Source organism: Actinomycetota bacterium, from assembly GCA_028698215.1.
Lineage (GTDB): Bacteria > Actinomycetota > Humimicrobiia > Humimicrobiales > Humimicrobiaceae > Halolacustris.
The window spans coordinates 1-12,692 of the sequence record JAQVDY010000017.1; the positions used below are offsets into that span (position 1 = coordinate 1).

A 12,692-nucleotide genomic window follows, 5' to 3' on the forward strand; every position below is an offset into this window, starting at 1 on the left:
TGATATGATAGGCCAGCTTATCTTAAAGCTTTTATCTATAAACCTGGTAACTAGAAACATTGCTAAAAAAACAATGAAATAAGTAATAAAATAGGCAATCCTATTTTCCTTTATTCCCAGCATAAGCTGTATAAGCCCGTTTAAGCTAATAGCAAAAATTATAAACAGGGGAACATTTATAAATATGTGGAATATTAAGGGCAGGGATGGAAAAGAAAAATATCCGCTTTGCTGATATCTGGCAAAAAGCATTAGCACTACACTCAAGAGGCTAAACCCATAGGCAAAAATAAAAACCCCCAGAACTTTACCAATCAAAATTTCCCTTAAATCTAAAGGAGTACACAGCAGGTCTATGATGGTATTGTTAAATTTTTCCCTTAAAAATATCTGTGCGGAAAGAACAAAACTTATAAAAGCAGCCAATGTAAGGCTGAGCACATATAGGCCCAGGTCTAAAGAAATGCCTGCTTGCACCATGTTTGAAGAAAACATGAAGCCAAACCATCCAGCAAAGACTGCTGACACTATAAGCGACCTTCTGCTGGACGAGATCTCCTTTACCTCTTTTTTTACTACTACTGAAATTATATTTAATTTTTCCATTAGATTATTTGTTGATTATGTTTAAATAAATATCCTCAAGCGAACTACTAAGCCTGGCTGCTTCTATTACTTCGATATCATTTTCAACCAATACCCTTATTAGCTTATTAGTCCCTACTTTTGCATCTATAATATTTATGCTATCTTCAATTATTTCCACCTTAGAGGCCATATTTGCTTCCATTATTATTTCAGAAGATTTTTTTGCCAATTCCCGGGAGCTTAATTTTATACCAAAAGCAGGCTTGCTGTACTTGGCCTGCAGATTATTAAGGCTATCATTTACAACCACCTTTCCCCTATTCAAAATACATATATGGGTACAAATCCTTTGCACCTCGTCCAGGTTATGTGAGGTCAAAAATATAGTAATTTTCCTATTTACAGCCAGATCCAGGATAAGTTCCCTTACCAGCTTTTGTGATTCAGGATCCAGTCCGGCTGTTGGCTCATCCAAAAAAAGTACTTCAGGATCATTTATTATTGACTTGGCTAATGACAGTTTCCTTTTCATGCCAGTAGAAAAAGTCCCTGCCTTTTGATGGGTATACTCGGAAAGCCCCACTAATTTAATTAAATTTCCTGCCTTTTCTTCAATATTTTTCACTGAGTACAGCAGCCCAAAATATTTTAAATTATCAATTGCGCTTAAGTTGCCATATAAGCCGCTGTTTTCGGTTAGTATCCCGACCCTCTGCCTTAAATGGCCATTATTGCCAATATCGCTGCCAAAAATATGCAGGCTTCCGCCACTGGGCTTCATTAAGCCCATAGCAATCCTGATGGTAGTAGTTTTTCCAGCACCATTTGGCCCTAAATAGCCAAAGATATTGCCTTTTCTAACTTCAAAATTGATATTATCTAAAATTTTTTTAGTTCCAATTACTTTGCTGCAATTGATTGCTTTAATCACCAGTATCTCCCATAACTGCTTAAAGGAAGCTGCTATTAATTATTAATAACTAAAAATAACAATTATGCTAAACATTTCAAACATTCCTATTTTTCCAAATTTTTGCATATCTTTCAAGTAACCGGCCCCAGGATTTTATAATGAAAATCAAAAAAAGATAGAACCAGCACATTATGGTTTACATCGCTTCTCCCTGCTATTTACATCAAAATCTTTGGGGCAGGCATGGTGCATCTTGCTGTCAAAGTTTAATATTCATTGTGTTTGCCGGTCATAAATTATTTTGGGTAAAACTAATTTCCGGCTGAAGCCCGGTTATCATTTAGCAAGGATTGCACCCATTCGCGTTTAGCCCACAGGGCACAACCGCCTTCAGCTTCATGCAGCTGGTCATGGTTTTCCCTGATAGCCCTTAATAGTTCAGACTGCAGGGAATCCTTTAATGTAGACTGCTTTAAATTGGTATCTGAATATGGCGCAAAGGGGCAAGGCTCCACATTACCTTCAGCACTTACATGTATAAAACCCCTTCCCGCAGATAAGCATCCTCCAAACTCCTCTTCATCGCTGGGCAGGGCAATAAATATAGCCGGGAACTGGTTACGGAAAGCATTCATTATTTCTGGAATTGTTGCCCTTTGTCCCTGGGTGGGGACCCAATCTTCAGTGCCTCCCCTAATAGCCGTATACTCCGGCAAAAAGAAAACCCGGCAACCAAGTTTTACCATGCCCTCTATAAACCGGTGATTGATAATAGTGTCAAAATTCTGCCTGGTAACAGTTAGTGATGCCCCAAAAAAGGCTTTTCGGTTTCTTAATTTCTTTATTATCTTTTGCATAATCTCGTATACCCCCTCGCCACGGCGTTCATCGGTTTCCTGGCGGTAACCCTCCAGGCTGATAATGGGGATGACATTTTTCTGGCGGCTGAATTTATTAAATATATCTCCTTCCAAAAGCAGGCCATTGGTAAAAAGCAAGAATATTATTTCTGGAAAGCCAGCGGTTATTTCCAATATTTCTGGCCGGACTAAAGGTTCGCCGCCTGCTAATACTATAAATGATATACCCAGCTCTTTTGCTTCCGAAATAACCCCTTTCATTTTGTCCTGGTCCAGCTCTTCTGACCCGGAATTTCTCAAGCTCTGGTTATAGCAGCCCTTGCAATGCAAATTGCACCTGTCCGTAATACTGTAAACCATTATGGGGGGAACATGGATTTTCTGCTTCTCCCACTTAAGCCTGGTGCGGGAGGCTTTCTTTTGATGCCACAGGGTTTTTAGGAAAAAACCGGTTTGGGAGGGATTAGATAATGAAATTCGCAAGGCATCCCTAAAAAATTTTTTAAGTGATTGACCCATTATATCAATATATATCTTGTTTTTTTTAGTTGTCCCCATATTTTTACTCCCTTTTTATAAAGATCATTAACTTTAATTATAAATAAATTTGGCTTTAACCAAAATAGCAGCAACCAAAAAATACACTGGCCTTTGCCTGTTTTCTTTACCTGCATTAAATGCTATACTTCAAGTCACTTGTTATCAAAGACAAGTTCTTTGAAAACCAAATAAGTTAAGCAGTAAATCTTAAAGATAACATCCACTAAGAGCTACTCTAACTCTAAGAGGTTTTTACAACAATATTTCTTACTTAAGACCAACTATACTATTTTAGCAACTACTGAAATTAAATATTTAGCTTATAAATCATTTTTTGTTATTTTGCTCATCTATTATAAAAAAGACAGGTGAATAACTATGAACAAACTAAAACTTATTACTACCATTATAGCCACCATTGCCCTGTTGGTAAGCTTCGGCCTGGCCACTGGCTGCCAATCCGAACCTGAGCCCCCAGTAGAAGCTCCGGCACCAGAACCGGAACCGGCAGCAGAGGAAGAGCCGATGACCGAAGAGGAAACGGTGTTAGAAGAAGAGGCGGCAGAAGAGCCAGTTGAAGAAGAGGTAACCACTGAGCCTGGAAACCCGGAGCTGCTATGGAGCTTTGAGCATGAAGATCTTGATTTTAAGCTTAATTGTGTGGCTGCTTCCCCCAATAATGAAATATTGGTAGTAGGCGCCTATCTAACTACCTATACGCACCTGCTGTATGATGGCTCGCTTATCAACGTCAATGCTTCACATAACCACTCAGTAGACGATATTGGTTTCTCCCCCGATGGGTCTATTCTGGGTATTGGTGTGGCTCTGGGCGGTGTATCCTTAATTGATATGGAAGATGGCCAGGAGATTATCAATCTTCATGGCGGTTACGACAACAGGCTGTCATTTTCTCCTGACGGAAAACATGTTGCCACCGGAAACCGTAACGGACAATTATGGGTATGGGACATGGAAAACGGTGAACAAATTATGGAGCTGGAACCACCGGAAGTTGATATGGTTCGATCAATTGACTACCATCCCTCCGGAAACCTTTTGGCCGGCCTTATTTGGACCGACCCGGGAACCGTCTATATCTGGGATTTGGAAACCGAGGAAATAGTACAGGAAATAGAGCTTGAAATTTTAGCAGGAAGCACCAAAAGCCCATTTAAATTTTCTCCAGACGGAAATATTATGGCAGGTTATACACAAGTAGACTGGGACCACAAAATAACGCTATGGAATGTCGAAGGAGGGGAAGTCATTGCGGAATTTCCTTTTGAGGAAAGAATAAACGAAATAGCTTTTTCCCCTGATGGAAGCCTGCTGGCCGTAGGCTCCCTGTATCAGGAAACTACTATATGGGATGTTAACAATAAAACCCTTCTATATACCCTGGACCAAACCCTGGAGGAAAATACTGACGGCACCAAAGCTTTAGCATTTACCCCTGATGGGGGCCACCTGGCGGTAGTTCGCAATGACGGACCGTTGGAGATGTGGCGCTTTCCAGGGGCAGATCCTTTACCAGAGCCTGAAATAGATATGAAAGAGCCACCGCCTCTACCTAGCGATGTACTCTTTGATACCGGAAGCTCAGAACTAAAAGCGGGCTCTGACCAAGTGCTGGAAGAATTTGCATCTGGACTTTATTCAGCCTTGCCTGCAGCAAAGATAACCTTTATTGGACATACTGACAGCAGAGGGGACGCTGCTTCTAATCTTCAACTATCTCTGGACAGAGCTACGGCAGTAAAGGAATGGTTTGAAAAATGGGCTGAAGACAATGGCGCTGACGGCTGGGAGTTTACCGTTGACGGCAAGGGTGATACCGAGCTCAAGGTACAGGATGTTGATGCTGAAGGAACATTCAGGGAAGAAGCTGGAAAGATAAACCGGAGAGTAGAAATAGAGACAGAAGTATCCAGCTAGAAGTTATTAATCAGTTACAGCTGTTTGGACTGCACCAATAAGGCCAAACAGCTGTAACTTCATCCTCTTTATTACCAGCTTCAAGATTAGCCTAATAATAGCTAGGGACTGGCTTAAAACCTTTAACTATCCAAAACTGGAACCTCTATTTTTAATGCCCTAAACTTTGGGCTGGCAGACCTGGCAGTAATATATACTGCCCCCCATATAAGATTCCTTGGAAATTGGAGAACCGCATTGGCAACAGGGCTTACCCGCCGTCTTCTTGCTGGCTTTGGTATTGTATCCTCCAGCAGTACCAAATAAATCTTGCCCTGTATCCCTGCCTCCCCTACCCACCATTAAAGCCAGGGTATTTTTAATACAGTTAAAAAGGTGGTGGAATTCATCCTGGCTCAGGGTACTTATCTTCCTTTTGGGGTGTATTTTGGCATTAAGTAATATATCCTGCAATACTCCATTGCCCAATCCAGGGATTCTCTGGTTGGTAGCCAGAAAGGCTTTGGCGCTCAACTTATCAGCGCCATTCTGGGTAGCCAGTTTTAAGAAATAGCCCAGGTCAAACTCCGGGGATAAAGGGCCTGGCTTCTGCCTGGCCTGGCTATAGTATTTATTGTCAAAATCCTCTCCATAAAAACAATATAGGCCCCCATACATCTGGATTGTAGCACAGAGGGCAGCCCCATCTTCAAACTCCACCAGCAGCTGATGCTTTAAAGGGCGTTTTTTGCCTGCCGGGTAAAAACTCAGCTTAACCCCCTCGCAGAAAGCCATGGTGGCTTCTTCTGCCTTCAGCTCCACCCAGCTGCCAAAAGACCTGGCTTTTCCTATTTTTTTGCCTTCCAGCATAGCTGGGTAATTTTCCGGCAATCCATTGTACCAGGCAAACTTGTGGGGATTTTGGGCAGCTATTACCTTTTGGATTAACTTACCAGTGACTGTTTCATTAAGCTGCCTGGCCAGTACTACTGCTTCCGGATATTCTATCATCTTTTCCTGCTCCTACCCTTATAACCGGTATTGGTACCAGTTTCCGCCTTTAAGCCTTTAGTTTAAAATAATTTACGTCTCCTGGCCGCTGGCCTAGATAATTTCCCTTAGAAACTTGACACTGGAAGCTATCTTATCATCCAGGCCTGAACACTCTATGGAGATATCTCCATCCCAGTCAGTTTCCTTAAGATATTCCAGGCATTTCCTGATATTATCCGCGTTTACACCTTCCCCTATTCCCACTTCGCTGCAGGCTATTCCGGTCTCTTCTCCCCTAAGGGCAGCAGCCAGCTCCTTGCTGACGTCTTTTATATGTACATGGGTAACATATTTTCTCATTGACTTTAAAAATTCCAAAGGATCATTGCCCTGAATAAAGGTATTACCGGTATCCATATTGAAACCTAAATATTCAGACTCAAAATGGGAAAAAAGCTTATGCATAAAGTCCAAGTCTCCGGTATAAGGGCCGTGGGGCTCTACATTTATAATTATTTTGTAATCTTGGGCCCATTTAAGGCACTCAGTATAATTGCGTATTGCCTGCTGCAGAACTTCCTCCCTGGGTATATCAAACTCTTTCCCGCTATCGGTAGTATCTACTTTGGGGCAGCCTAAATCACTGGCAAACCTTATGGACTGCTGCACATACTGCACTCCAAATACTGCTCCGTCAAAACCCATAATAGGATATGAGCCATCTATCTGCGAAATCCTCAAGTTATTGGATTCACATATCCTTCTTATTTCCAAAGGATTTGATTTTAATGAAATGCCTGGTTCATACCCCATGGCCTGAATGAAATACTGTCCGTCGATAACCCCGAATTCAATGTGGTCGAGATTGTATTTGACCGCCGATTCCACCGCATCAGCAAAACTTCCACTAATGCTGCGCCAGTTGTCAGTGTGCATCCCTAGCCTAATCATTTGCCCCTCCTTTTATTTATTGATATTATTTATCTGATATGTTTTTGCACATTTAGTTAATTCTGGTGTTCGTTTGCACTGAGTTCGGTAAGCCAGTCTGCGGTAATGATTGGCACTTATAAAAAATTATTACACTTTTTAAGGCCTATTACAATAAGGCTTATGTTTTTTCATTTGGCTAAAAAATATGAATAGAAAACTTCTTATTACTTTAATTATACTGTCTCCATTTTGCTGGCTGCTGCTGCTTTTATCTATCTCCTTATTCCTCTTCTATTTGCGGATAGCCCTGGAGCCGGGAGCTACCAGCCCCCTGCCTTATTTATTGTCATCCATAATAGCTGCCTGCCTGGGAATAGTAGGAACAGTAGCCATAAACACTTTTTTTATAAAGTTGGGGGAAGGGAAAGCCTGGATAGCCTGGGTATTTAACATTGCGGTCACTATAGCCTATCTCCCCGTTGCGGCACTTACCCTGGTATTGATGGTATAGCTTTCCTGCTCCCTCTGCCTGGGGGTTAGGGTTTGGCAACAATCAGAAATTTTTGCACCCCGGCTTGTCACGCTATGGAATGAAGAGCCTCTAATTAAAATTATTATATTTCTCATGGTATTACAATAAACATTATGCTATTATGTCTACTATATTTATAACATTAAAAGGAAATGTTTAATTATGGAAATAGACGAAACATTTTGGAATGCATCGATTCAAGATCTAAAAAGGGGCTTCCGCCACAATAGGGACAATTATGAGTGCCTGCTCTGCGGCCATATCATAGCCAAAGGAATAATATATCCCCACCAGGGGGTTTTATTGGAAGCTAAAAGCTATATGCGCCTGCATATAAAAGAAGCCCATACTTCAGTGTTTGATTTCTTGATAGGGTTGGATAAAAAACTAACCGGTTTATCCGACCATCAAAAAACCTTGCTTAAACTGTTCTACCAGGAAAAAACTGATGCTGAAATTCAAGAATTAACCGGTATAGGCGCCAGCTCTACCATCAGGAACCACCGTTTTAATTTTAAGGAAAAAGAACGGCAATCCAAAGTATTTTTAACCATGATGGAATTGCTTAAACAAAAAGACGACCAGCTGGACCAGTTCATAGGGGTAAGTAAAACCTCAAAAATGGTGGATGACCGTTATAATGTTACTTTACCTGAAAAACAGAAGATAATAGAAAAATATTTTCCCCAGGGGACAGGCGGCAAAATTAAGAATTTCCCTCCCAAGGAGAAAATAAGGTTAATTATTGTTTCTGAAATTGCCCAAAGATTTACCAGGGGCACTTTTTACACCGAAAAAGAAGTAAATGAAATCCTAAAGCCAGTCCATGATGATTATGTGCTAATCAGAAGGTACCTGATAGAATACGGTTTTCTGGAAAGAAAAGCGGATGGCAGCCGTTATTGGTTAAAATAACTATAGCTGGGGCTAAGGTGGTTGGGCTGCCAAAAATTAAAAAATTAAAACTGTAAACCGGCAGAATATTTTGATTTATATCGCTAAATGGACTGGGTATATCTCCGATAAACTGTTTATTTGAGCTTTTGGCTGAGCCGCAAAATAAAATCTTTCCTTGGTGATTTATCCTCTGATTTTAGTATCGGCTTTAAATTTTTCCAGACCTGGGAGCAGTCTTTATACTCCACCCCTACCAATTCATGTATGGCCCGGTCTATTTCCTTTTTATTGCCGGCATCAATTTCCAGGTTTAGCTCTAAAAAAACATCTTTCATATGCCTGAAGTAACAAGACATTGCTGCCTCCTTCCAGAATTTTAGTTAAAACAGCAAATAGTATATTTAAGATTTGAAAAATCCTACCTATCAATCTAAATCATGCAAGTCTTTAGAAATTTCTTCCAGGACAAAACATTTCTTGATATCCTTAAACCACTGCTTCTGGCTTGAATGCTTTATTGCTTTATTTAAAACCTTGATTAGAGAATGGTAGTCATCTAATTTTTTATATACTTCCACTAAAAGCTCGTAACTTTCCGTATCCTTAATATCATCCATAAGGTTTTCGTTAAGCATGGTTTCAGCTTGCTTCAACTGGCCTGAATTTATAAGGCTTATAATATTTTCTTTTCTACTTTCTATCATATCATGCTCTCATTATTTAATGCTTCTGTTGACAGGTCCTAATTTAGGAAGCAAAAACTATGATAGGTAATTTTTCTGGTTTGTCAATTTAGCGAAAATTTACTTTTGGATTTAAATAAATTTTTACCTGCCGGTAAATCGGACATTTTAGTTTTTTAAGCCAGGAGTCGATTATAATAATAGAAGGAACTTCAGGACAAAAAGAAATGATTACTAAAGATATTAGAGAGCTGAGAAATAATCTAAGCCAATATATAGACCAATACCGGGGGAAAAAGGTATATATCTCCAAATACAATAAGCTGATAGGTGAAATTAAGTTTTATACCCATAAGGAAAAGGAAAAAATAATGCTGGCCATGGCCAAGGAAATGCTGAAGAATGACAATGTTCAGTTTAATCTTTTTTCCTGATTAGATAATCAATAATCTCTGCTATAACCCAAAAGACCGCTCCGGCATAGAAACTTCTTCTCATTGACTCATAAATGGAAACCTGGTTGCTGTAACTAATTATCCCTACTAATAATACTGCTGCTAATACTAGCACCCAATGCAGGCGGAAAGTATAGCCCTGACTTCTATTTAAGGGATGTTTTCCATTATTGGGGCTATTACTTTTTTGCTCCTTTTCCTGGTCAACCTTTTGATTCATCTATCTGCCTTGGTTTTGCTTTAACCTTAACCTAATCATGCCAATAGGCTCTATTTTGGCTTCCTGGGTTATTTCTTCGTAAGAGAGCACGACAATATTGGATTTGATCCTTTCTGCTATTTGCGCCAAGTGAAGCCTTACTGGAGCCAAACACAAAACTATGGGGGTATATCCCTGCAAAGATACCCTTTTTGCTTCCTCTCTTATTTCATTCATGATATTGGTCACTGTTTCCGGATCAAGTACTGACCTAATGCTATGCTCATCCTGTTTAAGGGAATCCATTATTCTCTGCTCAATATCCGGATCTATAACTATAACCGACAGCACTCCCGGCGGATTCTGGTACATATCGGTAATAGAGCGGGCTAATCCCTGCCTCACATATTCAGTAAGAAGATCGATATTCTTGGTAAGTTTGGACCTGGTAAGCAGTGTTTCTAATATAGTAGTAAGGTCTTTTATGGGAATTCTTTCTTTTAGCAAATTGCTCAGAATCTGGTGCAGATCACTTAGCTCCATTTTTTTGGGAATTACTTCCTCCACCACCACCGGGTTATATTTAGACAGCTTGTCCAGCAATTTCTTCACATCTGCTATACCAAAAATCTCACCGGCGTTTTCCTTTATAACTTCGGTTAGATGGGTCACCAATACCGTTACCGGATCAATGATGGTATATTCCTTTTCTTCTGCCAGGGATTTGTCTTTTGATTCCAGCCATCTTGCCTCCAGGCCAAAAACCGGTTCCCGGGCATCTATTCCTTTTATATCAAAACCATCATTGGCAGGATTGAGCACCATTAATTTATCAACAAATAATTTGTTTTCAGCTACCGATATACCTTTAATCTTTATACTGTAACCATTATCATCCAACTGCATATTGTCCCTAATTCTAATAGGAGGCACGATAAATCCTGTTTCCTGGGTTATCTGTTTTTTTATCAGTTCAATGCGGTGGGAAAGGTTTCCATATTCTGCTGATTCCACTAAGCTGATAAGATTATATCCCAGTTCCACTTCTATCAGGTCCAAATAAAGGACTTGATCTATCTCATCAGAAGACTTCTCCAGCTCTTCCCTTTTTAGGTCTTCTTCTATCATCATCCTTTCCTGTTTCTGCCTTTTCATTTTCCTGGCCTGGAAATAGGCTACCGTTCCCAATATTGCCCCCAGGATAAAAAAAGCAGCTTTGGGCATACCCGGCAAAAACCCCACCATAAATATTATTCCAGCCGCGATACCTATAGCTTTGGGCTGGGCTAAAAACTGCAGCGATATTTGTTGGCTCAAATTGCTGTCGGAGGTGGCCCTGGTAACTATAAGGCCGGTGGCAATAGATATCAGCAGTGCCGGTATCTGGGAAATTAAGCCGTCTCCTATAGTTAGCAGGCTGTAGGTGCGTAGAGCCTGGTTAAAATCCATGCCCTTTTGTATAATTCCTATGGCCAAACCTCCCAAAAGGTTGATAACCACAATAATGACACCGGCTATAGCATCACCTTTAACAAATTTTGAAGCTCCGTCCATGGCTCCGTAAAAATCAGCCTGGGAAGCTATCTCTTTCCTGGCCAGCTTGGCCTCCTCCTCAGTTATGATGCCGGCATTCAGGTCTGCATCTATGGACATCTGTTTACCCGGTAAGGCATCCAGGGTAAACCTGGCTGCCACTTCTGCCACCCGGTTAGCCCCCTGGGTGATAACTACAAAATTAACTATTACCAGGATAAGGAAGATAACAAAGCCCACTATGAAGTTTCCGCCTACTACAAAACTGCCAAAGGCATTTATCACCTTGCCTGCATAGCCATTTAGAAGTATTAATCTGGTGGTAGAAATATTTAGGGACAACCTGAACATGGTAGCTACCAGCAGCAATGAGGGAAAAATAGAAAAATCCAGGGGTTTTAGGGTGTATATGCACACCAAAAAAATGGTAAGGCTTAATGCAATATTTAAGCCTAGCAGCCCATCCATCAGTACTGCCGGGATGGGTACTATCATCATCAGGATGACAGAAACAATCAATATGGTAACCAAGACATCAGTGTTCTTGACCAGAACCTGTGTTATATTTTTCACATTAAACCTACCTGGCTATAATTATCATTCATCTTATAAACATAAGCCAAAATTTCTGCCACTGCCTTATACAAATCCGGTGGTATTTCCTGGCCTACTTCACAATTCTTATATACAGTTTGGGCTACCATTACGTTTTCTACCACCGGAACCTGGTGGCTGTGGGCAATATCCTTAATTCTCTTGGCAATCAGGCGTATACCCTTGGCTACAACTTGGGGGGCATTAAATTCAGTTTTGTATTTTAGGGCTACTGCATACATGGTAGGATTAGTTACTACTACATCTGCTCCTGGAACATCCTTCATCATCCTCAGCCTGGCCATCTGCATATGTTTTGACCTTCTCCGCGACTTAAATAATGGATCGCCTTCCTGCTGCTTATGTTCCATTTTAACTTCATACTTGGTCATCATAATTTTTTTCTCATACCTGAACTTCTGCCACAGGTAATCAAAAACAGCTATTATGAGCATAATTAAGGCTACCCTGCTTCCCAGCTGGTACATAAAATTAATTGCTTTGTTGGCCACATACGCGGCATCTCTTCCTGTAAACAGCATTATCTCGCTAAAATTTACCTGCAGCAGCTTATATAAAACAAAACCGATAATAGCTGCCTTAAGCAAGTTTTTTAAAAGAGCTATCCAGGCTTCGGGCATAAAGAATCTCTTAAAGCCGCTAATGGGATTAAGCCTCATACCTGCCTGCTTAAAGTATTCAAAAGAAAAAACAAACCTTACCTGCAGTATGCTTACCGCCAGCCCCACTACCGCTGAACAAAGAAGAAAAGGCCCGGCTGTCTTAACATAAACCATGCCTGCCTGCCTAAACATATCATCAAGGTAAGCCATATTGATATTTCCTGCAGGGAAAAAAGTAAATGCCTGGACCATAAAATTAACTATCTGGTTTAGCATTCCCACTGATAAAAAACTAAACAGCAAAAATGCGGCCAAAAGTATAAGGGAGGAGTTTAATTCCGTAGATTTGGCAACATTGCCCTTTCTCCTTTCATCTCTCCTCTTTTTTTCAGATGCTTTTTCGGTTCTGTTTTCTTGGTCCATATTACTTGG

At 40.5% G+C, this 12,692-nt stretch carries 14 protein-coding genes; 4 read left to right on the forward strand and 10 right to left on the reverse strand.

The window, feature by feature from the left end; genetic code table 11:
• From PHN32_06055 to PHN32_06065, 3 genes are all read right to left on the reverse strand, one after another.
• The coding region (locus tag PHN32_06055; protein MDD3777152.1) for an ABC transporter permease at window positions 1-606 on the reverse strand (606 nt) is incomplete at its 3' end.
• A gap of 4 nt (window positions 607-610) precedes the next feature.
• Window positions 611-1,519 (reverse strand): ABC transporter ATP-binding protein, encoded by a 909-nt coding sequence (locus PHN32_06060; protein ID MDD3777153.1) that lies wholly within the window; start codon window positions 1,517-1,519, stop codon window positions 611-613.
• Between the two features lie 293 nt (window positions 1,520-1,812).
• Window positions 1,813-2,919 (reverse strand): radical SAM protein, encoded by a 1,107-nt coding sequence (locus tag PHN32_06065; protein ID MDD3777154.1) that lies wholly within the window; start codon window positions 2,917-2,919, stop codon window positions 1,813-1,815.
• Between the two features lie 360 nt (window positions 2,920-3,279).
• On the opposite strand from PHN32_06065, the gene PHN32_06070 reads away from it, so the two are divergent.
• On the forward strand, window positions 3,280-4,839 hold the full coding sequence (locus PHN32_06070) for an OmpA family protein (GenBank protein ID MDD3777155.1): 1,560 nt from the start codon (window positions 3,280-3,282) through the stop codon (window positions 4,837-4,839).
• A 159-nt stretch (window positions 4,840-4,998) separates the two neighbouring features.
• Here PHN32_06070 and PHN32_06075 read toward each other — a convergent pair whose 3' ends face one another.
• Window positions 4,999-5,829: an endonuclease VIII gene (locus tag PHN32_06075; GenBank protein MDD3777156.1), complete on the reverse strand. Its 831-nt coding sequence runs from the start codon at window positions 5,827-5,829 to the stop codon at window positions 4,999-5,001.
• Window positions 5,830-5,922: 93 nt separating this feature from the next.
• The gene (locus PHN32_06080) at window positions 5,923-6,762 is read right to left on the reverse strand and encodes a sugar phosphate isomerase/epimerase (protein MDD3777157.1); all 840 of its coding nucleotides are present in this window, start codon (window positions 6,760-6,762) and stop codon (window positions 5,923-5,925) included.
• Window positions 6,763-6,949: 187 nt separating this feature from the next.
• On the opposite strand from PHN32_06080, the gene PHN32_06085 reads away from it, so the two are divergent.
• Together PHN32_06085 and PHN32_06090 are read left to right on the forward strand one after the other, a co-directional pair.
• Window positions 6,950-7,255 carry a hypothetical protein gene (locus PHN32_06085; protein MDD3777158.1) on the forward strand — a complete coding sequence of 102 codons (306 nt, stop codon included), beginning with the start codon at window positions 6,950-6,952 and terminating at the stop codon, window positions 7,253-7,255.
• 183 nt (window positions 7,256-7,438) lie between these two features.
• Window positions 7,439-8,191 (forward strand): DUF2087 domain-containing protein, encoded by a 753-nt coding sequence (locus PHN32_06090; protein MDD3777159.1) that lies wholly within the window; start codon window positions 7,439-7,441, stop codon window positions 8,189-8,191.
• A 116-nt stretch (window positions 8,192-8,307) separates the two neighbouring features.
• Here the strand turns inward: PHN32_06090 and PHN32_06095 are convergent, their stop codons facing one another.
• Together PHN32_06095 and PHN32_06100 are read right to left on the reverse strand one after the other, a co-directional pair.
• Window positions 8,308-8,529 carry a hypothetical protein gene (locus PHN32_06095; protein MDD3777160.1) on the reverse strand — a complete coding sequence of 74 codons (222 nt, stop codon included), beginning with the start codon at window positions 8,527-8,529 and terminating at the stop codon, window positions 8,308-8,310.
• Window positions 8,530-8,598: 69 nt separating this feature from the next.
• Window positions 8,599-8,877, reverse strand: coding sequence for a hypothetical protein (locus PHN32_06100; GenBank protein ID MDD3777161.1), 279 nt, complete (start codon window positions 8,875-8,877; stop codon window positions 8,599-8,601).
• A gap of 206 nt (window positions 8,878-9,083) precedes the next feature.
• Here PHN32_06100 and PHN32_06105 point away from each other — a divergent pair, with 206 nt between their 5' ends.
• Window positions 9,084-9,290 (forward strand): hypothetical protein, encoded by a 207-nt coding sequence (locus tag PHN32_06105; GenBank protein ID MDD3777162.1) that lies wholly within the window; start codon window positions 9,084-9,086, stop codon window positions 9,288-9,290.
• Here PHN32_06105 and PHN32_06110 read toward each other — a convergent pair.
• The 3 genes from PHN32_06110 to flhB are packed head-to-tail and all read right to left on the reverse strand — an operon-like array spanning window position 9,274 to window position 12,683.
• On the reverse strand, window positions 9,274-9,531 hold the full coding sequence (locus tag PHN32_06110) for a hypothetical protein (protein MDD3777163.1): 258 nt from the start codon (window positions 9,529-9,531) through the stop codon (window positions 9,274-9,276). The genes PHN32_06105 and PHN32_06110 overlap by 17 nt on opposite strands.
• Window positions 9,532-11,616 carry a flagellar biosynthesis protein FlhA gene (gene flhA, locus PHN32_06115; GenBank protein ID MDD3777164.1) on the reverse strand — a complete coding sequence of 695 codons (2,085 nt, stop codon included), beginning with the start codon at window positions 11,614-11,616 and terminating at the stop codon, window positions 9,532-9,534.
• On the reverse strand, window positions 11,613-12,683 hold the full coding sequence (flhB, locus tag PHN32_06120; GenBank protein ID MDD3777165.1) for a flagellar biosynthesis protein FlhB: 1,071 nt from the start codon (window positions 12,681-12,683) through the stop codon (window positions 11,613-11,615). The genes flhA and flhB overlap by 4 nt, the downstream gene beginning before the upstream one ends.
• Between the last annotated feature and the right edge of the window lie 9 nt (window positions 12,684-12,692).